Raw genomic sequence first — 24,789 nt, 5'->3', positions numbered from 1 at the left:
CAACTATCGCTAAAATGATGTACCTGAAATAGGGTCGACCCCGAACGAAACGAGGTCCGCGTATCTGAATCTAAGATAATCCGCACCGCCATCGAAGGCTTTAGGACTTTACGGCGACACTCGTTCGTCTTTAGGTTGTTGCGATTCGGTCGAAGAGCTTGTTGCCGCCTGGCTTTACGGACGGCAGAGCGGGTGAGGACTGTCCTTGCAACTACACCGCCTTGCTAATACTCCAGCCGTAGATCGTTACCGCTGTTGCAGGCCAGCCGCTGGGCGTTGTTAGTGGCTGGTTCGGGCGCGATGTTGGTGGCGCCGTCGCCAGCGCGACCCGACCCTGCTGCAGTTCCGCGGCCATCTCTGAGCAGAGGTCGGGGTGCGGGGGCGAAGCTCCTGCGGACTATAAGGTCGTCAACGTGTTGAGCCCACGGGTGAGCGGGGACTTGGTGGTCGTCGGCGCCGGCATCGTCGGGGCCTCGGTGGCCTATCACGCCGCTCGGGCCGGCGCCGTCGTGACCCTCGTCGACGTCGGGCGGCCGGGCGCCGGCGTGACGGCGGACTCGTTTCGCCTGGATCGGAGCGTCCGGCGTACGCACCGGTCCGGCCGCCGGGCTGCGGGTGACCGCGACGCAGGAGTACCGCCGGCTCGAGGCCGAACTGCCGGTACTCCCCGTGACCTGGTCCGGCTCACTGTCCTGGGGCGCGGCGGACACCGCGCCACAGGCCGGACCCGGGCAGCAGATCGTGGACGCGGCCACCGTGGCGACGCTCGAGCCCACCCTGCGCCAGCCCCCAGACTGGGCCGTCTGGGCACCCGGTGACGGCACCGCCGACCCGGTGGGCGTGACCGAGCGACTGGTCGCGGGCGCCCGCGTCCACGGCGCCCGGGTACATCCGGACAACCCGATCACGGCGGTCCGCCGGGACGCCGCGGGTCGGGTTGCCGGGGTCGAGACGGCCGCGGGACCCCTCGCCGGTACGACCGTGGTGCTCGCGGCCGCAGTGGCCACGGCCGCGCTGGCCGCGCCGCTGGGCATTCGCGTCCCGGTCGACCCGTCACCGGCGACGCTCTTCCGGCTCCGCGCCCCGGCCGGTCTGGTCCGCACCGTGGTCCACAACCGCGACTTTTGATCTGCGGCAGGCCGCCACCGACCGGCTCCATGCCGCTGCAGACTCGCCCGAACGGACTCTGGCCGCCGTCCGGTCCACCTTCCGCGGCGCCGCCAACGTCAAGCTGCTCAGCACCCGGGTCGGCCTACGCCCCATGCCAGCCGACGGCGAGCCGATCATCGGCCCGGTCGCCGACGTGCCCGGCCTCTACCTGGCGGTGATGCACTCGGCGGTCACGCTCGCTCGCCCGGCCGTAGGCCACTTGGTCGCGCTGCCGCGCAAGAACTGCTGGACGATCGCAGAGCATGTCGGTGACCGTGATGCGCATGGCATGCAGCACCTGCTGGCCCGGGCGCGGTGGGACACCGACGGGGTTCGTGATGATCTCCGCGACTACGTCATCGGCGCGCTCGGCGACACCGACGGGATCTTGGTGGTGGACGAGACCGGCGACTCAAGAAGGGCCACCACACCGTCGGAGTGCAACGCCACTACACCGGCACCGCCGGGCGGATCGAGAACGCGCAAGTCGCGGTCTATCTGGCTTACGCCGGACGCGGTGGGCACGCATTGATCGACCGCGAGCTTTACCTGCCCCGCTGCTGGACCACCGATCCGTAGCGGCTCGACGACGCTGGAGTCCCCGCCGAGGTCGGGTTCGCCACCAAACCGGCGCTCGCGACCGGGATGCTCACCCGAGCCCTAGTGGCCGGAGTACCGGCGCGGTGGGTCACCGGCGACGAAGTCTACGGCGCCGACCCCGACCTGCGCGCCGAGTTGGAAACCCAACGGGTCGGGTACATGCTGGCCATCGGCTGCGACCGACGGGTCCCGACCGCGAACGGGCCCGACCGCGCCACGCCATCGCCGCCCGCCTGCCCCGCAGGGCCTGGCAGCGGCTCTCGGCCGGGGTCGGCGCGAAAAGGCCACCGCGTCTATGAGTGGGCGTGGATCGACCACACCGACCTCCTCACCAGCGATCCACGAGACACAGCGCTGGTCGTTGTTGATCCGCCGCCACCTCGAAACCGGAGGCGACCCATGGGGCGCCATAGAACACACGGGCAAATGTTTTCGACGCGTACGTTCTTTACCGCCGCCGTGGAAGAGTATTGATTTAGCTTGCTTATGTACGATAGGCGGACCGATTCTCGTACGTCACACCTAGTGATCGTCGGCCCCACTTCGCGTCCGCTCTCTTCGGAGCAGGCGTTTCGCATGTCGGTTGAGCTTCTGCCGGGGCATCGCTCCGCTTTCGATTGACTTATCTTCGGCTTTCTTTCTTGTTTTCAGCTTTCGACTCTCGACGGCTTTTCCTATCGTTTCTAGCGTCTCTATCGGGTGGCGCCACCTCTCCCATTCCTTTGGCTGAGAGGTAACCCGATGGACTTCGCCAATCGAGATGACGACGCGAAGAAGAAAGAGCAGGCAGAGCAGGAAGCCCGTGAGGCCGAGCTTCGGCGGCTGCACGAGGAGACGCAGCGTCGTAAGAACAAGGGCAATTAGTCGCGGTAATTCTGACGCGTATGTCCTAGCCTGAACTCAGGCGGGAGCTTAGTCTGTGGTGACCACTGTTAGTCGCTGCGCACAGACGGCTCCCGCCTTTGGTGTGTTCGCGGCGTACGCCGCGTAATTGAGGTGGCTACTTGTTTGCAGGCTTCGCCTGTTGGCGCCTGCTCGACCGCGGTGAGCCTTCAGTCCCCGACCGGGGCTTGCCGTCATCCCCGCCGAAGATCGCGACGATGGCCTTGCGCCGGGCGCATGCCGGGGTGAAGGACCGCATCCGCACCGGCAAACACACCGGGATCGGCAGGTTCCCTCGAGGCTGTTCGCGGTCAACCAGGCTTGGCTGGAGCTCGCGCTGACCGCGATCGACCTGCTGGCCTGGGCCCAGACGATCCTGCTGGACGGCGAGCTGGCCCTGGTCGAGCCCAAGATCCTGCGCTACAGGCTGTTGCACGTCGCCGCCCGGATCACCCGCGGCGCCGCCGAACCTGGGTGCCCATCAACGAGCACTGGCCTGGCAACACGAGATGGCCACTGCCTTCGCCCAGGGCGGGCCAAGCGTTAGTGGGTCATAACCCGGCTCACCGTGGAGGGGCACCAGCCGCAGGAAGTACGCGATCCGGGCCGGGCCCACCGCCGCAGCAGGCGGACCTCGATGATCCGTCGTTTGGTAAGTGTGGGGGTGCGGCGCGGGCTGGAACCTGGGCGGCTGGACCGTTCGGTCATGCCCGCCTCGCCCTCGGTGCGATACCGGTTGGCCCAGCGTTGAGCGGTGGCCACCGAGACCTGGAACCGCTCGGCGGCTCCTCGTAGAGGCTATGGCCGTCCACGACACACCGTGCCATGCGCTGTCTGCCAGGGGGACTCAGCAGGGCATACGGTGGGACACGAGGACCTCCGTGGGCTGGGTGTAGACGTCGCAGTCCACACCGAACCCGGAGGTCCTCCCTCATTCCACGGTCATCCGCTCACGTCTGCGCCCGTTCACAACCTCCCGGCGCAGTACACCTAACAGCTCCTTCATCTAACTTCTTCGCCGCCACTATCCGTGGCGGACGTCGGTCGGGCAACGACCGTGGCCTGGGGCGACGGCTCCTGGGCTACGACGGCGACGTCGGCTGACCCGGAGGTCGTGAGAAGCGCCTCCACCACCCAGCGGGTGGTGGAGGCGCTTTCACGAAACGGACAGCTCCAGCCGTTGTCGACCGCCAGCGGCGATGTGTCGCCAGGCACACCTCTCGGTGCGGCTACTCGACGGTCATCCTCGACTCACCAGCGGATGCCCAGGTGGTTGCAGATGGCGACGAAGACCTCCCAGGCGCCGCCGCCAGCAGCCCACTCCACCGGACCCTTGATCCACCAGGGCAGGCCACTCCACCAGCCTTGGAACGCGTGCCAGCCCTGACGGACGAAGTGGACAGCGGCATCGTAGATGGGCTTGCCCGCGCGCTTGAGCGCCTCGATCACGAGCCTGACGACAGGCGAGTTAACAGTGTCGTTGCCGTTCGGCGCGGTGGCGGTCCCGTCCGCGGCCGCCGCGTGGCGGGCGGCGCTGGAGGCCAGGATGCCCGGGCTGGTCGAGGTCTGGGCGCCGACCTCCACGATATGCGGGCTCGGGACTGCGGTCGTGGCTGCCACCGCCTGACCCGCCCCGCCGAAGGCGAGACCAGTCGCCATGATGACGCCAGCGACCCGGTTGAGGGGTTTCATTGCGATCCCTTTCTCGATGCACGTGAGGCCGGTGCGCCTGCGCCGTGCGGTTGATGTGGTGAGATCGACCTGGTTCGCGACCTCGACCCAGACTCTTCCTCTAGTGAGCCTCATAAAATGAGCGCAGACTGAGCGAGTTCTGCGATGTGAGTGAGGGGTCGATCGGCAGTCATGGAGCGACAAGCTGACACCGAAGAAGCGGGTTCGCTTGAGCGAGAGCTTGACGTCTGGCGCAAGACGCCGTTCGGGGTGCTACTCGGGCGCCGACCGGCCTTCCGGCCATCAGCACTCATTAGCGCAATAGCCACGGCCGACGGCACACCGACAGATCAGGTACGTCTGGAAGACATTCGCGCCATGCTCATCAGCGTCGTGGCTGCTGCTGAAACGACGATTCCGATGACTCTTCCGGACTCTGCGGCAGGATCTATCTCCAACCCGGCCACGCTCCGGCTGATCTTCGGCTTGACGGACAAGTCAAAAGAGGCCAACGCCCGCCAGCGTCAGGAGTTCGCCGCATCGACCGTTACATCAAAACCGAGCTGGCATACGATCCGAGGATTCAACAGTGCGTATGTTGACCAGTTTGCCTCGTGGATCCGGCTGTATCAGCTGAGGATGCAGGATCCGAAACCGGGCGACCGAGCCCCAGCAGCACCGTGGATTCCCCGGTCCGAAGATCTTGCCTGGTTGCGCCGGACCTACCGAGAGCTTGCGGCAGACGAGGGCGGTCTGTTCGTGATCTGGGGACTAGACGGCGTTGGCAAGTCCACATTGGCTCGCCGCTTCGCTGACCAGGTTGGGCCGCCTCAAATCAGCCAGATCATACGACTGCGGCGTCGCGGACTCTACGAACGTGACATACGGCAGGTGTTGCTGCGCGAAGGCATCGACGATGGCCCGCTGTCCGATGAGCAGTGCATCGCTCGTTTCCGTGACCTCGCCACCCGATTTAAGGCCATCCGCCTGCTTGTGCTTGACGACGTTCGCGCCGAAGAGGACATCCACATGTTGCTGCCGCGCGGCACCAACATCCCTGTCTTGATCACCGCATCCACGCGCTTGAGTTTCGGCGACCAAGATGACCGTACGCCACCGCCGAGTCGGCTAATCGCCACCGTGCCCGATGATGACGTCCAAACCTATCTACGCGAACAGCTCGAGCAGGTTTCGACGTTGACAGAGAAGACTCTTGACGGACTCACCTCGGTCCTGGGAGGGCATGCTGAAACGCTCCACCTCGTTGTTCGCTACCTCAAGAGCGACGACGCCATGAGCCCTGAAGACTTGCTGGAAGACATCGCCAGGCGAACTCGACATGCTCTGAACGACCTCGCGGAGCTCGGGCAAGCGGCGCGGAGTCTACCGGTTATCGTCCAGGAACTCTATGAAGCAGTCCGTAACGTCCCATTGGCGACCGGCATCTTGGCGACCATTGTCTGGATGCACAGCAGCGGCGAACGCCCGCGAGACCTCGTCGTCGAGATCGTCAGGCATCTCGCTGGTCGACCAAGTCTCATGCAGCTGCAAGCCGCTGTGCACCGTCTGGAGCGCCTCGGCTTGGTCATGCAGACGGAGACGTCACTGGCCGTTCCGCGGCTCACCGCGCGGATCCTGAGAGACTTTCTACTCGATGAGAGGTCTGCGGTCCTCCTGGCGTACGAAAGGGCAGTAGCAGAACCGCCGGCAGAAGACGATCACTGGTCACTGCTCGAAGTCCTTAGGCAGGAGTATGTCTGTTTGGAGCCGTTGCGAAACTCTTTCGCCGCGACACTCGACAATACTCACACGCCCTTGCCGGCAGTGCTGGGGCTCGATGACTCGACATGGGCAGTGTTCAGCACAGATGACAACCGCGACCGTCGCGTCGACCTTTATAGGCTCACACCAAAAGAGATTCTCTACCTCAGTAACGACGACACCCAATGGGCGAGCACGACTGCCGAAGAGGTCGACTTTATCGTAAATCTAACTGCAGACATATATCCAACCATCAAGGATAGGGCAGTCAAACGCCAGGATGATTAGCTCACGCCGCTGACTCATGGTTACACATACTGCACTCGACGTGACAGTTAACCGAAAGAGCCTCCTACGCGTTATAGCCGTTCGGCAGTGATACGAACGAGTGTATCGACGTTTTCCTATCGAGCGGACCTACTCTGCCGTTGCTGCCGGGCTGGATCACTATCAGGTCCGCGCCTGGCGGGCGTGGTATGCCCACATCTGCCGCAAGAGGTCCGGTTCCCCAACCGGACAACCGCCGAGCAGTACGCCAGCACCGTCGGTGGCGGTCTAACGAACTGGCTGATCACCGTGGCGGGCCCGGGCCGATCCGAAACGACCCACGTCACCGCCCACGTCGGGGGTGGGTAGGGCTGACATGGGATTCCACGCGCGGATTCGCCCTCCGCCGGCAACGCTCACACCACCACCCGAAAGTTGACTCGGCCGCCGTCAACGCCACAGGGGGTCGTCGACCACGCGCGTAGTCGCCACCCGGACGCCGGCGTCGGTGGCGACCAACTACGTCTGCCGGGCGGCCGCACGCCGACCTGGCGCTCGCCTACGATCCCGTGGCAGGCCGTGGTCACGCACCGATTCGAGGGCGGCCGGGCGTTGTCCTGCGCATCGGCGCCATGGGTGGTCGCGGCGATGCTTGACCAACTGCACGTCCAACCTGGCAACCGCATCCTGGAGATTGGCGCGGGCACCGGCTACACGCAGGTCTGCTCGCCGACCTGGCCGGCCGCGCGGACCTCGTGACCACCATCGACATCGACCCGGACGTGACCGCGCAAGCCAAGCGCGCGCTCATCGCTACCAGCTATGGCGGCGTACACGTGATCACCGGTGATGGCGGGCTCGGCTACCCCGGCCACTCCCCCTACGACCGGATGATCGCCACCGTCTCACCCTGGGACATCCCTCTCCCGTGGTGGAACCAGCTCGCTCCAGGAGCGCGGCTGGTCGCCCCGCTGCGGTTCCCTGTCAAGTCGGCGTGTTGAGCTTCTTCGCCGGGCTGGCGCAGAGCCGATGCTCCGGTGTTGTCGGGGTCTGACACCGAGTTGGCTTTTGTTCTGGTAAGCCAGGACATGCGGTCAGGTGAACCCGGGGCCCATTTTCAAGCGAGCGAAAGGTTTCTATGGACGCGTCTGTCACCGCAACATCGCCCGACTCCCTGCGGACGCGATGATCACGAAGGTCAAGGACGCGGGTTACATCCTCAGCCTTTCGAGTGCGGTGCTGGCTGGCTCGAACGATGGTGAAGCTCGAATCGGATGGCAGTAGCGGGTGGCGGTTGGTCCGCCACCCGCTGAAGGTGCCCCGCTCGCCGCTCCGGGTTTGGTTTGGGTCGGGAGTGCCGCCGGAAGACCTTGGCCTGTGGGGAAAGTTGACGCTCAACGTTGCGGGGAGCGTGGCCGGTAGGGCTTCCGGGATGCCGTCGGGTATTCCGGGCTTACTGGATGGCGATGGGGGGGTGGAGGTAGAAGGTCTCGTTCGGCACGGGGTTCCCTCCGGCTTGGTCGGGCCATTGGATGAGCCAGGCGCCGTCGTCGGTTTCGTTGCGGTTGACGTTGGCGTAGAGGCCGGTGGCGTTGTTGCGGAGCATCGTGAGGTTCGGCATGTGCGCGACGGGGTGTTCCAGGGTGTAGTTCTGGGTGTCGCGCTGGGGGCCGCCGGGGTCGGGCTGGCCGTCGGCGCGGTGGCAGGTCCAGATGTTGAGGTGGTTGCCCGCTGTGCTGGACTGGCCCTGGTTGACGTCGAGGCATTTGCCGGTGTCGGAGCTGATCAGCCGGTACAGGGGTTGGCCGCTGTCGGCGGTGCCGATGTGGGACAGCCGCCATTTCTGGTTGGCGCCGCCGGTGTCGTGGTAGGTGATCACGTGCGTGCCGTTGCGGTCCTCGGCTTGGTACACGTCCAGCAGGCGGTCGCTGTTGTCGGCGTGGATGGTGAGCTCCGGGGGCTCGGCCGCTGCCCGCAGGGAACCGAAGCGGACGGGCCAGTGGTCGCTGCCCGCGTTGGCGCCGACCGTGGCCTGCCAGTTGTCGGTGAGGACGTTGGAGACCATGTAGTCGAGTTGTCCGCCGCTGCGCTGGGTGGCCTGGCCGGGGTTGTAGATGCGGGAGTTCTGGGGCAGCCCGAGGACCGGCAGCAGACCGGGGTCGCGGTTGAAGTCGCCGAGCACGGCCCAGTGGGCGTAGGTGTTGGCCGTGGCCGCGTCCGACACGCGGCGCACGAGGGAGGCGGAGTCGCTTCCACCGTTGGCCGAGGCGTGGATGGCGGCGAACATGACGTTGTCGGTTCGGTTACCGACCGCGAGCGCGTCACGGTAGTTGCCGTCGACCACATGGACCGTGTCGGGCCACCAGGTGGTGATGATCGCCAGGTTCTGTGAGGCCTGCGGGAGAATGTGCAGGTAGCGGACCGGGTCACGGGTCGACTCTCGCCAATGGTAGACCGCTACCTGCCCTCGCATCATCAGGAGGACCGCGGCGGACGGTTCGACGTTCGGTACCTCCTGCAGCGTCACCACCGAGGTCGTCCGGGCCAGGGCGTAGGCGCCGGCCCACCGGTCCCGCCCGTTCTGCATGTTCCACGTCGCCGCGGTGTGGGTGTCCGGCGGCGCCGCGTGCGCGGTTCCCCCGGCCATGGTCAACAGTGTCCCCGTCAGCAGCAGGGTCGACAGTGTTGCGAGCACGTGTCGCAGCGGCGGCCATCGAGGCGGCGAGCCCCTGTGCGGCTTGTCAGACATCTTGGGTTGTTCTCGTCTCTTGGGTAGGAGTGGGGCCGATCTGGGGCAGACTCTGACCGCACCCGCTGATCTCCCACTTGCCCCCTGTCGAGCCCCGCTTATCGTCGGCTTACCGCCGTGTCGAGCCGACCCTCAGGTCAGGCCGGGAGAGCGTCCAGGCTCTGCTGTGCGCGCCGCAGCCAGGGGACGACCTGCGCAGCCTGGTTGCGGTCGACGGCCCGCTGGTAGGCGGCCCGGGCGCCGTCGAGGTCGCCGAGTGCTTCCCGGCCGCGGCCGATGAAGTACTCGACCGAGCCGAGGTAGTCGGTGGAGCCGGCGACGGCGAACTCATCGCGCCACGGTTCGATCCGGTCCAGCGCCTTACGCAAGCGTGGGCTGGGTCCGGCCATGGCGAGAACATCGACACGGAGACACTCGGCATACATCGAGGAGTAGTGCCACAGGCCCTCCGGCACCGGCTCCCCGAGCACGGTGATGGCCTCGCGGAGGCGCCCGGTCCGGGCGAGTGCTTCGGCGATGAAGGACCGGAAGGCGGGATTGGCGTTTCCCGTCGCGAGGGTGAGCAACGATTCCGGAACCGGCGCGTCTGCCCCGGCCCGCTCCAGCTGTGCCATCGAGGCGATCTCGGGCAGGGCCACGGTCTGGCTGCGCCGATGCCGTTGGATGACCTCGTCCGACATCCGGGCCACGAGGGCGTCGTCCCCGGTCGCCACCGCCCGGTAGAACCGCCACCAGGCGATCGGGACGTCGGCGCCGGTGTGCCGCAGCCGCCGGGCCAGCTCGGTGCAGCGGATCATCTCCCGGTCGGCCGCGAGAGGCTCACCGTGCTGCAGCTGTGCGGCGGCCGCACCGAACCGGGCGTACAGCTCCTGTTCCGGTGAAAGTGGCAACCGCAGGACTTCAGCGGCCAGGGCGAGTCGCTCGCCTGCCGCCCCGGGCTTGCCCCAGAGAACCATCATGCGCATCGCCACGACATCGGCGAACAGCGCGGTGTCGCCGATCGGCCGTGCCATGTCGACCGCCTGCCCGGCGATCGCCGCGGCCTCGGGCGAGCACCATTCATGCGTCATCTCCATGGACAGGCTCGCCAGCACCCGAGCGAGCAGGGGCCCGGGTGGCAGGGCCGCCGCGGCTTCCCGCAGAACGGCGACCGTGCCGGGATCGTCCGCGCCGGCCTCCCGCCAGCGCCAGACGCCCGCCCCCCGGAAGCTGGACGCGGCCTCGGCCACCAGCACGATGTCGTCGAGCTCGCGGCCGAGGTCGACGGCCGCGTCCAGCGCTTCGCGGGAGCCGGCGACCTGTCCGCGTCGGTACCGAGCGCGGCCGAGGCCGAGCAACACGTCGTAGCGGCGCCGCGGGTGTGGTTCCGGCGTGCGCGCCTCGGCCGCCTTGGCGGACTCCCAGTGCTTGAGGGCTTCGTCCAGCGCACCCTGGCTTTCGGCCAGCCGGGCGGCGGCCACGGCGTACCGCACGGCGCGCCCGGCCAGTTCGGGCCGGATCGCCGCGCCGAGCGCGAAGTGATGCGCGATCGCGGTCACCAGCTCAGGGGCGTGGCGCAACCGGGCCTCGAGGGCGACGGCGACAGCGGCGTGCAGCAGGCCACGGCGGGTTGACGACATTGAGCCGAGAAGGGTCTCCCGGACCAGGGCGTGGGTGAACCGGTATCGTCCCGGCCGCTCGCCCTCCTCGACGCAGGGGCTGCGCACCGCCTCGTCCAGCAGGTCGATCGCCTCCTCCGGGGGCGTGCCCGAGACCTCGCCGGCCACGTCGAGATCGAATTCCCGCCCGATCACGGCCGCCACCCGCAGCAACCGACCGGTGGACGCGGACAGCCCGGCCAGCCGAAGCCGCAGGACGTCCTGGATGCCGTGTGGTACCGGAACGTCGCGGGCACCGGCTGCGTGCAGACGCTGTTCGGCGGCGAGCAGGCGAACGAGTTCGATCACGAAGAACGGATTTCCGTCGGTGCGTTCGGACATGATCGAGCCCAGTTCGTCGTCGGTCTCGCCGCCGCCCAGCGCCGCCACCAGGCTGCGGACGTCCTCAGCGGGTAGGCCGCGCAGCGCGATCCGCGTGATCTGCAGGCGTCCCAGCGCGCCGAGACAGGTCTGCAGGGCCGGGCTCGTCTCCGCCGGGTCGCGCAGGGTGGCGATGATCATCACACGTTCGTCGGTGAGCGCTTCGGCGGCGTAGGACAGCAGCCGCAGCGACGACATGTCGGCCCACTGCAGATCGTCGATGACGACCAGCAGCGGACCGTCGGACGCGCCGCAGGCCAGCAGTGCCGACACCGCGTCGTACGTCCGCAGTTCGACCGATCCCGCCTCCCCTCCCGAAGGTGTGTCGGCCGGGGACAGCAGCAGGTCCACCGGCGACCCGGGTCGCACCGGCCCGAGCTCACGCAGGATCGGCAGCCACGGCCAGTAGGCGGGCGAGAAGTCGGCTTCGTGGCACTGCCCCCGCAGCACCCTGACCCCCGCGGCAGCGGCCATCGCCGCCAGTTCGGTGACCAGCCGGGTCTTGCCGATGCCGGCGTCACCACTGACCAGTACCGTCTCGCCGTGGCCGGCGAGCACCCGCCGCAGACCGGCCTGCAGGTCGGCGACCACGCTCGCGCGTCCGATGAATCCCGAGGCCGCCGGGGCGAACGGCCGAGTCGCCGCCGAAGCAGGGGCGGTTTCGGGAACGGCGCGAGCGGTCAACTCCGGCGACTGCGCGAGGACGTCGGCCTCGAGCTTCCGCAGCGCTGGCGAGGGGTCGATGCCCAGTTCGTCGGCCAGGGCGCCGCGGGCCCGGCGGAGCGTGGCCAGGGCGTCGCCCTGCCGGCCGGAGCGGTAGAGCGCCAGGGCGAGCAGTTCCCACAGTCGTTCGCGGAACGGGTGCGCGAGCACGAGGGACTCCAGCTCGCCGGTCAGCAGCCCGTGCCTGCCTAGTTCCAGGAGTGCCTGGGCGCGTAGCTCGTGCGCCCGCAACCGCAGGTCCTCCAGACGGGCGGTTTCGGACCGGATCAGAGCGCAGTCGAGTTCCTGGCCGAACGGCGGGCCTGCCCAGAGCGCGGTGGCCTCGTCACAGAGCTTCACCGCCTGGTCGGGCCGCCCGGCCGCCAGCGCGGCGTCGGCGTCCACGACCAGAGCGGTGAACTGTTCGAGATCGACACTGTCCGGGGGCGCCAGGAGTGCGTATCCGGCTCCGCTGGTGACCAGCACGGCGGGCTCGGCGCCCTTGACCCGGTCCGGCTCGATCAGCGCGCGCAATCTGCTGACGGCCACCTGCAGCGATCCGAGAGTGCTGTCGCCGGCGTCATCGCCCCAGATGTCCTCGATCAGGCGATCCGCCGTGAGCACCTGCCCTCGGGCGGCCAGCAGGAGAGCGAGCACGGCCCGTTCCCGCCGGCCGCGGAGGCGCGCCTCGACACCGTCGGCCGAGAGACGCACCCGACCGAGAGCGAGGAACGTCATCGCCACCATAAGGGAGGCTATCACCGCGACAGGCGAATCGACCTGCGTCAAGCCGACGGTAAGCGAGCCGCGGCGGCGGGCAAGTGGGCGGTCAGCGGGGGCGGTCAGGGTTTGCCCCAGATCACCACCCCTACCCAAGAGACGAGAACACCCGAGATGGCAGACAAGCTGCACAACGCCACCGCCGACCGCGCGACGGCACTGTGCGAACTCGCCGCCGTGCTGCCCGGACAGGTCGCGCTGCCCGGCGACCCAGGCTGGGACGATCTGCGGTTGGGCTGGGTCCGCTCAGTGGACCAGCAGCCCAGCGCGGTCGTGACCGCCAACGACGACGAGGACGTGGTGGCCGCTGTCCACTGGGCCGCGACCAGCGGATTCAGCGTCTCCGCCCAGCCGGTCGGACACGGTGCCACCACCGCGGTCGACGGCACGGTCCTGCTGCGGACGCGGAGGCTGTCGGAGATCACGCTCGACCTCGAGCACGGGACGGCCCGGGTAGGGGCAGGCGTGAAGTGGGGCGAGTTCCTGACCGCCCTGAACGGCCTGGGCGTCACCGGCCTGGCAGGCAGTTCCCCGGACACCTCGGTCGTGGGCTACACGCTCGGAGGTGGGCTCAGCTGGTTCGGCCGCAAGTACGGGCTGGCCGCCTACAGCGTGCTCGCCGTGGACCTGGTGGACCCCACCGGTCGGCCGCGTCGGGCCACCCACACCACCAATCCCGATCTGTTCTGGGCGATCCGCGGCGGTGGCGGCGACTTCGGCATCGTCACGTCGATGGACATCCAGCTGCATCCGGCCCCGCACGTCTACGGCGGCCGGTTGCTGTGGCCGGCCGCGATGGCGCGCCCGGTACTACAGGCGTTCAGCCACATCACCGATACCGCCCCGGACGAACTCACCATGTGGGCCGAGTTGTTGCGGTTCCCGCCACTGCCCGCAATTCCCGCGCTCCTGCGCGGCGGCAGCTTCGTCGCCGTGGATCTGACCTTCCTCGGTTCCGCCGAGAAGGCTGAAGCCCTGCTCGCTCCGCTGCGCGCACTCGCGGCTCCGCAGCAGGACACGCTCGGCACCGTCGAGTTGGCCGACCTCGGTGGTATCTGCGCCGAACCTGTCGACCCGCTGCCGGTCAGCGAGCAGACCGGCCTGCTCAGCGGCCTGGACGATGCGGCGATCACCGCACTGCTCGACGCTGTCCAGGACGGCCCGGACTTCGTGCTCGACGTCGTCCAGGTGCGGCATCTGGGCGGCGCGTTCGCACGGGCCTCGGCAGCGGACGGTCCGGCCGGCGCCATCACCGAGCCGTACATGCTGGCCGCCCTGGCCGTTCCGGCGACACCGGAGGTGGCTGTGCGGATTCAGCAGACCTTCGCCGCAGTCACGAGGGCCATGTCCACCTGGCTGACTGGGCGGACCCCGTTCAACTTCCTCGGCGCGGACGTAGACCCGACACGAGCGATCACGGGCGCCGCCCTCACCAGGCTCAGCGCGGTGAAGGCGGCGACCGACCCCGACGGAGTGATCCGCAGCAACCGGCCGATCCCGGTCCGCCGGGTCATCGCCGTGACCGGTGCGACCGGGGCCCAGGGCGGTGCCCTGATCCGGGCGATCCTGCGGCACCCGGAAAGCGGCCTCGTCCCGCGAGCCATTCTCCGGAACGCGAATTCCGCCGCGGCCTATCGCCTCGCAGCCCTCGGAGTGGAGATGGTCCGCGCCGACCTCGACGACCGCGACAGCCTCGCGGCCGCGTTCGAGGGCGCCCACGGTGCGTTCTGCCTGACCAACTTCTGGGAGCACTTCGACGCCGACCGTGAGCAGGCACAGGCCGCGAACCTGGCCGCAGCCGCGTCGACCGCCGGGGTGTCGCACGCGATCTGGTCCACCCTGGAGGACACCCGCACCTGGATGCCGCTGCCGGACGAGCGGATGCCGACCTTGCAGGGCAAGTACAAAGTCCCGCACATGGACAACAAGGCCGAGTCCGACAGGCTTTTCATCGAGGCCGGCGTGCCGACGACCTTCCTCATCGCGTCGTTCTACTGGGAGAACCTGATCAACCTGGGCATGGGGCCGCAGCGCGGCGCCGACGGCGTTCAGGAACTCACCTTGCCGCTGGCGAACTCCGCACTGCCGGGCATCGCCGTCGCCGACATCGGCGCCAGCGCCTACGAGATCTTCCGCGCCGGTCCCCCGGCGACCGAGGAACGGATTGGCATCGCCGGAGACCACCTCACCGGACACGAGTTGGCCGACGCCCTCGGCCTGGCTCTCGACGAGGAAGTCCGTTACCGCCCGCTGACGGCGGCAGCGTTCCGGGCGCTCGGCTTCCCGGGAGCTGACGACATGGGCAACATGTTCCAGTTCGTCGCCGAGTTCAACGCCGACAACCTCGCCCTGCGCCCTCTCGCATCCAGCCGTGCGAGGCACTCAGGCCTGCAGGACTTCACAACCTGGCTGGCCGTAAACGCCACAGCCATCCCCCTCGCCCCGGCCGGGTGACCGAAGACTAGTGGGATTTCGTCCTGCATCCCCTGTGGCGAGTGGAAGTAAAGCCACCAGTGAGCCGAGGGTCATCAGATCGGCCATCACGACGATGACCCTCGCCTCAGGGCGAACCAGATACCAGGCGACAGCGGTCAGCAGCGCCGTCCCACACGCTCGCCGCAGTGGCCAGCACACCCTGGCAACCCTGGCGACAAGCCCGAGCGACCGAAGTGGAGAACTACATCACATGCCGCAACGCCGTGGCGGACAAGGCCTTCGGTCGACAAACCCACAGCGACGGTACCGCGGCGTCGAGACAGGTCGCCGGCGTAACCGGAGCGCGTGTTACCGGCGAGTTCGTTCCAGGTAGTGGCGGTTGTTGCGTTGCAGGTTGAGCAGGTCGGACAGCACCATCGCGAGAAGTTGGACGGCCAGGTCCATCAGTGCGGTGGTGCGGCTCAACCGGGGCCCGGATGCCCAGGCGGTTGACTGTCGGCGATCATGAAATTCTCCACCAAAGCCGGGTTTGCGATCACGTAATTCTTGTCCCACCCATCGGCGCCGTCGAAGGCACCGCCAGCTTCGACGCTTGAGCCGGGACAGGCTGCACGCAGGACATGCCAGCAGCACAAGATCACCGAAGACGTGCCCTGTCGGTGCACTTCGTCGCAGGGGCCCCCGAAGGTGGGGCGGTGAAGATCGCGGCCGGAGGCTCTGTTTACGAGTTGGTGCTCGATGGTTGTCGGGGCCGCAGCGGGATGACGGTCGGGAGGGTCTGCGCGCCAGCCTCGCGGAGTTGCTGGTTTTCCAGCGTGAGCACGTTGATCGTGCGGACCAGTGCCGGCACATCCGCTCGGAGCTGCTCGAGTTCGGTGTTTTTGTTGGCGATCGTGTTCTTGAGCCGGGCGATGGTCTTGCGCAGCCGGTCTTCCACCTCGGAGGGGCCGTCGCGTTCGCGGACGCGCGTGTAGAACTCGATCTTGAGGTCGAGATGTCGTTGGGTGAGTGCGTTGCGGGGGACACCGGCTTCGTGGGCGAGAGCGACGATCGTCAGGGCGCCGTTGGAGTTCTCGGCTGCGCCGGCCAGGATGCGGTCCATCGCAGCGCGGATACGGTCGCGTTCGTCGGGTGCAGGGCTCATCCGGTGGTGTCCTCCAGCATGGTTCGGGTCCGGTCGTGGGTGTCGGCGTAGCCCCGGAGCCGATTGGCGTTGGTGCGCAGACGCTCGGCGACCGGATGGGGCGCGTGGCGTGCGTGGGTCTCGAGGAGGTCAGCGCGGTCGCGGAGCTGGGCGGCGTGCTGGTCGGTGCGGACGGTGTTGCCGCAACCGGGGACACAGTGGTGCAGGCTGGGAGTGTCCTTGATGCCATCGCGGTGGCACAGCGCCTGCTCGCGTTTGTAGTGGCAGAGCAGGAAGGCTTGCGGGTTGTCGTAGATCATGGCGTCCTCGTTCACCAGTAGACGCCGGGCGGTGCGGGCGGTGATGACGGTGCCGGCGAAGCGCGGGGCGGTCGCGGCGGCCGTGATGGCGCGTCGCGCTGCCGGACCAGAAACGCCGCCGCCGCTGTCCAGGTCGTCGTGCAGGTCGGCGACGGTGTCGGCGACCGCGCGGACAGTCTCCATGTCCAGCAGTTCATGAATGCCGCCACGCCCGCGCGAGGCGTAAGCACCGGAGACGGCGGTGCGCAGGTGGCCGTACTGGATGGCCAGGGCGACCAGGCCGTTGGGGCGGCGAGCGATGTGCCAGGCCAGACTTCTGCGGAACCGGGCGGTGCCGATCCGGCCGTGCGGGTCGGCCGGAATCGCCTCGCCCGGCAGGTTGTGCGTGACGGCTTCGGTGTTCACCCAGGCCACGAAGTCCTCGATCCGGTGCCGGATGGCCACCGGTTTCAGCGACCCGGTGCCGGGCCGGTGGTAGCGCACATCGTGAACGCGGCGGTCGAATAGCAGACTCCCGTCGGGGACCATGCGTTCCAGCACGCGGATCGCGTTGACCACGGGTGTGATCGCGACCCAGGGCACGTCGCGTTCGGTACCGGCGGATTGGTGGTTGCCGTCCGCGTCGACGGCGTTCTTGTACTCGTGCGTGCGGATCAAGTGCCTGCCGGCGTTCCCGTCGGCGTTCTCGTCCGTGGTCGGTTTCGGGTCGGGGCAGCAGCCAGTTGTCATGCCCAGAACCTCACCGGTGCGCATCCCGGTCAAGTAGGCGCAGACGATGAAGGCTGCGGTGCCGAGGTGCCGCATCAGCACTGGGGCCTCCGTGAAGTCCAGCGCCTGCCGCCACGGCGCTCCGGCGATCCGGCCGGTGACCGGGACGTTCAGCGGGCACGGCCCTGGCCGCTTCGCGGCGACGGCGGCGAGGCTCTCGCGTTGGTTCAACTTGTCGATCTGGGAACGTGAGGCTCCGGTGATGCCGCCGAGGTAGGTCGCGGCGAGACAAACCTCTCCCCGGATCCGGCTGGCGGGCAACGGGGCTTCTTCGGCGAGCAGCGGAGCGAGGAACGCCTCCAACGCGGCTTTCCCGTGCGGTGTCCCGGTGGTGGCGTGGGCGGCCTCGGTCAGCCGCTGTGTCTCGGCCCAGGCGGCGAGGATGTCCTCGGCCAGGTCGTCGATCATGCGCATCGCCCAGACTAGGAGCGGGCCCATCGTTTGTTCGGCCAGTGGCTCGGTCTCGTTCTCCCCAGTGGTTGTTGTGGCAGCGGGGAGGTAGTCATCGGCTCCGCGTTCGTCCCACGGTGGCTGCCCGATCCCGGTGGGCCGGGCGCACAGCTGGTCGAACGCCCACAGCCGGGTCACCGCGCCCAACGTCTTGTGCGTGTGGCTGCGGTTGGTGTGGCAGCTCAGGAGGTGGTGCCCGTAGGAGTGCAGGACGCTGGTGGTGCAGTCGGCGAGCCGCCGGATGCCGCGAGACTCCAGCCAGATCGCCAGTCGTATCCAGCAAGAGATCGTCTCGTGTATCTGTGCGGCGCTGAGGCGGGAGCGCAGCCGGTTTCCGCGAGTCTGCAGGAACGTGGGCCGCAGCCGGCCGTTGATCATCGTCCAGGTGGCCAGTCGCAGTTCGTCGGCGAACACGGTCGGGCAGTTGCGCCAGTGGATCACCTTTTTGCCGGTGCTGGGGTTGGCCGTCAGCGGGCCGAGCGGCCAGGCGGAATCGGCGTAGCGGGCGTTGAGGTGGGCGTGCATCGCCACGACGAACTGCGGCAGGACCACTGGAGTGCCGGGTTCCGGCAGCGGCAGGAGATAACGGTCGTGGCGGCTGAGGTCCAGGGCGGCGGTCACATGTCCGGTGTCCACGTATCAAGGTCTCCGGTCAGCATGAGGTCGATCAGGTCCCGGTCACTGTCGGTGACCTGGGCTTTCGCTCGGGTCCATACGGTGTCGCCGAGCGTGGTCTTCAGGTCGTCCAGACGGGCGTGGGTCTCGCACCAGTCCGCCTCCCACCCCGCCGGGGCCACGACGGAGCGCAGGTTGTTCACCGCGTGATGCAAGTGGGCGAGCCGGCCGTGGTGGCCAGGATGGATCCGGGCGTTTACGCAACCCAGGCACATCAGGAACGACGCCCCGCAACGACCACCAGCTGCCGGGTAGGGGCTGTGCTCGATATCGGCGCAGTCCGCGGTCGCGGTCTCCACGTCGCCGGGGTCAGGTGCGTCCCGGAGTTCAGCCACCAGCACCGCTCGACGTGCGTGCTCGGTCGCCTCTTCCGCACCGGCTGCGATGATCGCGACCGCGTCGGCCTGGACTCGCTTGTCGGCCAGCACGTAGTGCCTGTCGTGCGTGTCCTGGCTGTTCTGGCCCGGCTCGCGGCGGTCGAGCGCGTTCACCGTCTGCCGTCCCCGCTGGAACGGCGACCCGCGCAACCCCACCGTGCGTGCCCACCGTGCACCGGCGTCGCGATGAACTCCGAAATGGAACGGGCCAATCGGTGGTTGTCGGTCGCCATCGGCGCGTTCCCGACCGGCGACGTGCGTTCGCCAGACGACCAGCAGGTCGATGTCCGGCGCATGGTCGACGACGATGGCGCGAGCAAACCGGGTAGCCGCGAGCGTCTGAGTGATCAGCCGGCCCGGCGAGGCAGCACCGTCATCGGTGACGTTGCGGGTCTCGTAGAAGCGGCCCGCGCCGCGGCGCCGTTTCTCGATCGGGATGCGGTACGTCGGCCGGCCATCCTCCCCGGGGTCGGGCAACGCCCGCGGGACCGCGGCCCGGTCGATCACCGAGAGGTTCCAACCGAACTCCGCCAGCAGCAGCACCCCGAGCGCCGTGGCCTCCATACGGGACAGAAACAGCCGCTGCCACGTCACCGCCGCGGCCATCCCCCCGAACGCCGTCCGGTACTTGTAGACGATGCCCTGCCCGCCTCTCGTGCGGTGGCCGGGGTGGCGGATGAGGTCGCCGGTGCGGGCGAGGATGTCCAAGGCTTCGCCGAGCGCCCAATCGCGGCTGCCCTCGGTGAACTCGCCCGTCTGCCAGCGGTGCAGGTGGGCGGCGTTGTGCTCGATCCGCAGCAACGCAGCACGGAACATACGCCGAGCAGCGAGCTTGATCCGATCGAACTCGGCCTCGCTGTAGGACTGCGTCCCACTGCGGGGCCGCTGAGCGCGCCGGGCCAGCGTGTCCGCGATCGGCCCCGTCTGCAGCCGGGGATCTGTGCGCAGCAGGCTGGTGACCGCGGTGAACGTGGTGTAGCCACCCGCGGTGGTCAGCACGTTCTCTCGCCATCGCTCGATCATGTGGGCGGTCAGTTCGTCCACGTCGCGCGGTGGCCGTACCTGTTGGGACAGGAAGGTCGTGAACGTCTGAAGCTGCCGCCAGTACATTGTGGAGCTGGCGTGCACGGTCCAATGGTGCGGGGTACAGCGGGCCGCGAACAGCGCGGCCAGCGAGCGCTGCATCGGCTCGGCGACCAGCAACGCCGTGAAGTCGTACTCCCGGACCCGGCCAGCACTGTTGTAGTGGTGCACGACTAGGCCATCCGGGGCGACATACTTCGGGCGGGCATGGTCAGCCAACGGCAGAGACGCCTGGCGCCCACGGCCACTCACACGCTCCCACCGGACGCAGGCCGCATGCGATCGTCGAGGTCCTGGATGCCTTCGGACTCTCGCGCGATCCGCGCGAACACCGCGTCCAGTTCGGGCATCGGCGCTGCCGCCAGCTCGGTCGCACCGGCCAGCATCGACCGCAGCTGCAGGTCCGCCACGGGAGCCAGATACCGATCCACAGTGGTCTCCCGCGACGCGTGGCCCAGCAAGCACTGCACCATGAACCACGGATCCCCATACAGCTGCCGGAAATCCCGCCGTTCCTCCGGACTCAGCCCGTACTTCAGGTCCATCAGGGTGTTCAACACCACCAACATGTACAGCGCGAACGAGTGCCGCGCCGAGTGCGGCGTCGCGTAAGGAGCGAACACCTGGTGAGGATCGAAGCCCATCCGGTTCGGCGGGGTCAGCACCCGCTCGCAGCGTTGGTTCGCGGCGGCGAACACCCCCTCCCACGAATGCACCTGGAACGGCAGGCCCTGTTCGTTAAGCCACAACCACAACGGCTCCAACCCCCGCGAACCCTCAATGAACAATCCCATCCGCTCCCGCGCCGTCAGATCATCCAGCGCCCGCTCACCCGTGACGCCCGCCTCGTCACGCCAGCGCACCACCGGCTTGCGGCCCCGGGTCACCTCGGTAACCACTCGCCTGCCCGGCAGCCGGTCGTAGCGCCCCTTCCGCTGTGCCTGGCGCACGACCCACGCACGCGAGGACTCCATATACGCGTCGATCTCCCCGACCGCGTCGGCGGCGACGTAGAACGTGCGCGGCTTCTTCGACCGCGTCACCTCGGCGGCGACCTTGCCGCGGTAGTAGCGGGCAACGTCCACCTGCCGCGCCGGCACCTCGAACGTCAACAGCGACCCGCCCTCCGCCCGCCGCAGCCCCGAGGTAACCAGCAGCCGCACGAACGCCACGTTGCGGTCCTCCAACCGGCCCACCCAACCCGGTTCCGGAACCCCGTCACGGGTATGGCCACGGAGCCCGACATCGATCCACCGCCGCCACGTCCGCGGCGTCAGCCAATGGACATTGCTTGGCCGCGCGTCCTTGGCCCTGGCGACTGGCACCGACAGCACCACGCCTTCACGACCGACCACCTGCTTCATCGCCACCGGACTGCGCCGCACGTGACCGTTGCCAACCGCCCACCGGTACAAGCTGGCGAACGCCGCCAGCTCGCGATCCCACTTCGAGCCACCGACCCGCACCGGATTCCGCTCCGCGAATCGGCGCCAGTGCTCGTAATCCTCCACATCCCTCTCCGTCGCCACCGTCCACACCTGACCGCGGCCGGACAAGAACGTCAGAAACAAGCTGATGTCCGTGGCGTAGTTCCGCCGCGTCTCCGTCGTGTACTCGCGGAACCTTTTCGACTGCCCGTACTGACTCAACAGCGGATCCACGCGATACTCCGGCGACAGGAAGACCGGATCCCCCGCCCGTATCCCCGCCTCGTCTTCGCGCGCCGCCAGATCCGCCCAGTCCGCCAGCACCTGTCGTCGTACCCCGCCACGCACCGCATCCCACGGCACCCAGAACACCCGCCAGCCCGCCACGCCACCATCCCTCTCGAAGTGGATCAACACACGCATTCAATAGGGAACTGCGGTGGCGCGGCCAAGGGCGTAGCGTCGCCTTCACCTACACCGACGGCCGCCTGGTGTCCGATTCGCTGCACCTGTGCGGTTTCGTGTACCTGGTCGGCGAGGACGAAGGCGAACTCAGCGGCCCGATCACCCCGACGGCCTGGTTACGCTCCACTGGGACCGCGACCAAGCCGTGAACCCCGACGCGCTGGGCGGTGTCCTCGACCAGCCGCGCGTCACCACCTGGTCCGGAATCACCCTCGCCGGTAACGAGTCCCACGACGGCCTGTGGCTCGGCCTGACCGTCACCGACCCACGCGTATGCCGGCTCAAGGTCCACGCCGACGTCCCACCCGAGACATGCGATCCGGTACCCGGATGGTGGCGCATGGCGCTGGTCGACCGCGGCACGCTGGTCTACCTCACCACCCGCCGCCTTAAGACCGGTGACGAGGCGTGCCGGGAGCTAGGCGCGATCGGCCACGGCCGCCCCGAGCTCACGGAGTACCTGGGCGACGAGATCCGGACTTGGGCCCCCGAACGCGACCTACACGCGCCCACGCTCATCGTGTACCCGGCGGACACCCCCGACAGCGAGTTGGCCGGCCCCGCCACCGACAAGACCCACAGCAGATTCGTCCTCACCGACACGCTGTCCGCAACATTGTGACGATGCGCGACAAGGATCCCATCGCCAAGGCTTCGCCGCGTCCAGTGAGGGGCAATCGGTCAGCCTCCTCGGACAGGCGAATCGACCATGTGCGTGCTCAAGATCCGCAGCGAGCTGACTGAATCTGCGGGTACCAGTACCAGTCCGGGTACCGGTACCGCGACCAACGTTCCAGTAACCAACTTGCCGGCTCGGTACTGTCCAGTGCTCAGCCACGCCACATCCGACCTGCGCGGGGCTCACAGCAGCGTTAATCGTCCCAGTAGCTGGCGCGGAGGTACCCGCCAATGTCGAAGCTTGGACCCAGGTCGTCGCTGCTGACCTCAAAATGCTGGGATGGTAGCCCTACCTCGGCCAACTCCTGGGTGCCGTGGAGCTGCAGCTTGCACACCATGCAGAAGAAGGCCCGGGGGCCGAGCCTCAGCTGCGAGTACGGCACCTCGATGGTGTCGTAGTGGCCACCGCCCAGCGGCTCGACGTCGTAGTCAACCTCCGCGCTGACATCCAGTTCCCCGAAGAGCCTCGCCTTAGACCGACACTCGGGGCACTCGGCCTCGATGCCTTCGCCCCCGGTGACGAAGTCGTCCGGGTCGAGGGACCATCGCTGGTCCTCCAGCTCGTGAGCGGCCTTCTCGAAAGCCGTATCGCCAAGGGCCTCTTCCAGTCGGGTCAGCCGCGTGCGGGCCGTGGCCATCTTGGCGGCAACCTGCCGAGAGATCTCCGTTTTCCGCTCGTCGAGGAGCACTTCGACCGTACGAACGTGCCGCCCGAAGAAGTCCGTTCGCTCGATCCCCAGCCGCTCCAACAGCACTCCGAGGATGGCGAGACAGTCGAGCAGGACATACCGCAACTCCCCGCCAGAACCTACGTGAACCGCCCCATTCCGGACGTCAACGATGCGCTTCTGGCGATCCTTCGCCACCGGCAGATCGCCGAGCAGCTTGATCAGGCGGTTCAGCACAATCTGCAGGCCGACCGTCTTGACGCCCTTGGTCGCCAGGTCAGGATGGGTGGCGAGCAAGAACAGCGCCGTCTCGTGCTGGTCGTTCAGCTGGACCAGCAGCACGGGGTTCTCCCGCCATAAAGTCGCCTTCCCAAGCAGCTCCACAGCCATAGGCGCCATCAGGGCCACTTTCGGCTGGTCACCCTCGCTCCAGGCGTCGAGAGCCTCGCCGATCCAGCGCTCCGCGCCGGTGATGAGCACCTTCTCGGAAGTCGCCCTCCCATCAGGTGCGACGGCAGGGCTGGGAGCCGGCTCAGGCTCAGGCGCGGGTGATGCAGTCACGCCACGAGCATGTCATCACGCCATCGCGGCGGTGCGAACGACCGTTGCCAACTGGGAAGACACCCGCTCGGCGTGTCCCGCCCGCCACTCGCGTCCCCCGGAGTTAATCTGTTGTTATCGACGTGTCGAAGAAGTTGATTCCGTACTCGTGCGCCCGATCCATGATCCCATGACTGTCCTCTTCGGACGTATGCGGCCCGAAGTTCATGGTGCCCAGCACAAGCCGGGATACGGACAGACCGGTGCGGCCGAGATTCGTGTACTCCATGAGAGCCAACCTACCCCTGGAGTTGCTCCAGAACTGTGCCCGAAAGGCCATTCCCGCTCCGGGCGCCGGTTTGGAACACTGTCGCGGCATGGGCGACACCGTGTTGGCGGTGCTGCGCGACCCCCTGTTCGCCGTGGCGCTGAGCCTTGTCCTCGCCATCCTGGCCAGCCGGGTCGGTGGCTGTGTGGTCAAGCTTCTGCTCGGCGTGGGAGCCGTGGCGGCGTTCATCTGGCTGCTGGTCCGGTTCGAGCCGTTCGAGAACGTCGTGGTCGCGATCATCGGCGTCCTCGGCACCCTGCTGGTCATCCTGCTGATCTGCATCGCGGTCGTGGCCCTCGCCGCCATCTTCGCGGTGCACGCCATGCACCGCACCGCCGCGTCCGGCACCCCTGGCCGCCGCCCGCTCGCCTTCCCCCGCCCCGCCGGCCCGGTCACCGACCGCTCCATCCTCGGCCGCCTCGAAGCCCGTCACTCCCGGGTCGCCGAACTGGAAACCCACCTCGTCACCATCATCGAAGCCGTCTTCGACATCGAAGACGACCGCCTCACCCGCATGATCGGCAACATCACCCGGGCCTTCTTCTCCGGCCTGTCCCCCTACCGCGCCGACCTCACCCGCCTGCACACCGAGATCAACGCTCAGCTACTCGACCTCGCCGGCGAACTCCCGCCCCACTTCACCGGCGTGGACTCCCTCCGCCTGCGCACCATCGCCGCCACCCGCTCCTACCTGCTGACCAAATCCGAGTGGGACGAATGGTCCGAATCCCACGGCACCGGCTTCGCCTACCTCTTCCTCCGCCTGCTCTGCCTGCACCGCGACTGGCGCCACATCGGCACCATCATCTCCAAATGCCAACACACCACCGCCCTCCTCGACGAATGCCTCGCCTCACTCTGACCGAAAGGTT

Annotated in this window: 16 protein-coding genes and 6 pseudogenes; 12 read left to right on the top strand and 10 right to left on the bottom strand. The window is 67.9% G+C overall.

Annotated elements, in window-relative coordinates; translation table 11 throughout:
* Nucleotides 1–413: 413 nt before the first annotated feature.
* The 6 genes and pseudogenes from VFV67_RS24330 to VFV67_RS24310 all read left to right on the top strand — a co-directional run.
* Nucleotides 414–596: pseudogene (locus VFV67_RS24330) on the top strand (FAD-dependent oxidoreductase); the annotation flags it as partial.
* A 19-nt stretch (nucleotides 597–615) separates the two neighbouring features.
* Complete coding sequence (locus VFV67_RS24325) at nucleotides 616–1,128, top strand: FAD-dependent oxidoreductase (protein WP_326472943.1); 513 nt, start codon at nucleotides 616–618, stop codon at nucleotides 1,126–1,128.
* Nucleotide 1,129: 1 nt separating this feature from the next.
* Nucleotides 1,130–1,318, top strand: a pseudogene (locus VFV67_RS36855) (hypothetical protein); the annotation flags it as partial.
* A 9-nt stretch (nucleotides 1,319–1,327) separates the two neighbouring features.
* Nucleotides 1,328–2,073 (top strand): annotated as a pseudogene (locus VFV67_RS36850) (IS701 family transposase); the annotation flags it as partial.
* Nucleotides 2,074–2,490: 417 nt separating this feature from the next.
* A complete protein-coding gene (locus tag VFV67_RS24315; protein ID WP_326472942.1) occupies nucleotides 2,491–2,613 on the top strand; it encodes a hypothetical protein in 123 nt (40 codons plus the stop codon).
* A gap of 239 nt (nucleotides 2,614–2,852) precedes the next feature.
* Nucleotides 2,853–3,129: pseudogene (locus VFV67_RS24310) on the top strand (transposase); the annotation flags it as partial.
* 82 nt (nucleotides 3,130–3,211) lie between these two features.
* Here the strand turns inward: VFV67_RS24310 and VFV67_RS24305 are convergent.
* A pseudogene (locus VFV67_RS24305) lies at nucleotides 3,212–3,458 on the bottom strand (helix-turn-helix domain-containing protein); the annotation flags it as partial.
* A gap of 424 nt (nucleotides 3,459–3,882) precedes the next feature.
* Complete coding sequence (locus VFV67_RS24300; RefSeq protein WP_326472941.1) at nucleotides 3,883–4,437, bottom strand: hypothetical protein; 555 nt, start codon at nucleotides 4,435–4,437, stop codon at nucleotides 3,883–3,885.
* A gap of 57 nt (nucleotides 4,438–4,494) precedes the next feature.
* On the opposite strand from VFV67_RS24300, the gene VFV67_RS24295 reads away from it, so the two are divergent.
* Together VFV67_RS24295 and VFV67_RS24285 are read left to right on the top strand one after the other, a co-directional pair.
* Nucleotides 4,495–6,351 carry an ATP-binding protein gene (locus VFV67_RS24295; RefSeq protein WP_326472940.1) on the top strand — a complete coding sequence of 619 codons (1,857 nt, stop codon included), beginning with the start codon at nucleotides 4,495–4,497 and terminating at the stop codon, nucleotides 6,349–6,351.
* 627 nt (nucleotides 6,352–6,978) lie between these two features.
* Nucleotides 6,979–7,331 (top strand): annotated as a pseudogene (locus tag VFV67_RS24285) (protein-L-isoaspartate O-methyltransferase family protein).
* A gap of 452 nt (nucleotides 7,332–7,783) precedes the next feature.
* On the opposite strand, the gene VFV67_RS24280 reads toward VFV67_RS24285, so the two are convergent.
* Complete coding sequence (locus tag VFV67_RS24280) at nucleotides 7,784–8,977, bottom strand: RICIN domain-containing protein (protein ID WP_326472937.1); 1,194 nt, start codon at nucleotides 8,975–8,977, stop codon at nucleotides 7,784–7,786.
* Nucleotides 8,978–9,216: 239 nt separating this feature from the next.
* Entirely contained in the window at nucleotides 9,217–12,561 is a 3,345-nt protein-coding gene (locus VFV67_RS24275) for a BTAD domain-containing putative transcriptional regulator (protein ID WP_326472936.1), read from the bottom strand.
* 132 nt (nucleotides 12,562–12,693) lie between these two features.
* Here VFV67_RS24275 and VFV67_RS24270 point away from each other — a divergent pair, with 132 nt between their 5' ends.
* Complete coding sequence (locus VFV67_RS24270; RefSeq protein ID WP_326472935.1) at nucleotides 12,694–15,033, top strand: NmrA family NAD(P)-binding protein; 2,340 nt, start codon at nucleotides 12,694–12,696, stop codon at nucleotides 15,031–15,033.
* Between the two features lie 703 nt (nucleotides 15,034–15,736).
* On the opposite strand, the gene VFV67_RS24265 is transcribed toward VFV67_RS24270, so the two are convergent.
* The 4 genes from VFV67_RS24265 to VFV67_RS24250 all read right to left on the bottom strand — a co-directional run bounded on the left by VFV67_RS24265 (nucleotide 15,737) and on the right by VFV67_RS24250 (nucleotide 21,652).
* Entirely contained in the window at nucleotides 15,737–16,159 is a 423-nt protein-coding gene (locus VFV67_RS24265; protein ID WP_326472934.1) for a hypothetical protein, read from the bottom strand.
* On the bottom strand, nucleotides 16,156–18,312 hold the full coding sequence (locus VFV67_RS24260; RefSeq protein ID WP_326472933.1) for an integrase: 2,157 nt from the start codon (nucleotides 18,310–18,312) through the stop codon (nucleotides 16,156–16,158). The genes VFV67_RS24265 and VFV67_RS24260 overlap by 4 nt, the downstream gene beginning before the upstream one ends.
* Nucleotides 18,294–19,931, bottom strand: coding sequence for a hypothetical protein (locus VFV67_RS24255; protein ID WP_326472932.1), 1,638 nt, complete (start codon nucleotides 19,929–19,931; stop codon nucleotides 18,294–18,296). The genes VFV67_RS24260 and VFV67_RS24255 overlap by 19 nt, the downstream gene beginning before the upstream one ends.
* Before the next feature lie 128 nt (nucleotides 19,932–20,059).
* On the bottom strand, nucleotides 20,060–21,652 hold the full coding sequence (locus VFV67_RS24250) for a site-specific integrase (protein WP_326472931.1): 1,593 nt from the start codon (nucleotides 21,650–21,652) through the stop codon (nucleotides 20,060–20,062).
* Between the two features lie 77 nt (nucleotides 21,653–21,729).
* Here VFV67_RS24250 and VFV67_RS24245 point away from each other — a divergent pair, with 77 nt between their 5' ends.
* Nucleotides 21,730–21,852, top strand: coding sequence for a hypothetical protein (locus VFV67_RS24245; protein ID WP_326472930.1), 123 nt, complete (start codon nucleotides 21,730–21,732; stop codon nucleotides 21,850–21,852).
* Complete coding sequence (locus tag VFV67_RS24240; protein WP_326472929.1) at nucleotides 21,849–22,325, top strand: hypothetical protein; 477 nt, start codon at nucleotides 21,849–21,851, stop codon at nucleotides 22,323–22,325. The genes VFV67_RS24245 and VFV67_RS24240 overlap by 4 nt, the downstream gene beginning before the upstream one ends.
* Before the next feature lie 250 nt (nucleotides 22,326–22,575).
* Here VFV67_RS24240 and VFV67_RS24235 read toward each other — a convergent pair whose 3' ends face one another.
* Both VFV67_RS24235 and VFV67_RS24230 read right to left on the bottom strand, forming a co-directional pair.
* On the bottom strand, nucleotides 22,576–23,529 hold the full coding sequence (locus tag VFV67_RS24235; RefSeq protein ID WP_326472928.1) for a hypothetical protein: 954 nt from the start codon (nucleotides 23,527–23,529) through the stop codon (nucleotides 22,576–22,578).
* Between the two features lie 184 nt (nucleotides 23,530–23,713).
* On the bottom strand, nucleotides 23,714–23,878 hold the full coding sequence (locus VFV67_RS24230; protein WP_326472927.1) for an aldo/keto reductase: 165 nt from the start codon (nucleotides 23,876–23,878) through the stop codon (nucleotides 23,714–23,716).
* An 88-nt stretch (nucleotides 23,879–23,966) separates the two neighbouring features.
* Here VFV67_RS24230 and VFV67_RS24225 point away from each other — a divergent pair, with 88 nt between their 5' ends.
* The gene (locus VFV67_RS24225; protein ID WP_326472926.1) at nucleotides 23,967–24,779 is read left to right on the top strand and encodes a hypothetical protein; all 813 of its coding nucleotides are present in this window, start codon (nucleotides 23,967–23,969) and stop codon (nucleotides 24,777–24,779) included.
* Nucleotides 24,780–24,789: the final 10 nt, after the last annotated feature.

Source organism: Actinophytocola sp., assembly GCF_035762905.1.
Taxonomy (GTDB): domain Bacteria; phylum Actinomycetota; class Actinomycetes; order Mycobacteriales; family Pseudonocardiaceae; genus DASYTH01.
This window is presented reverse-complemented; position numbering and strand designations above follow the sequence as displayed.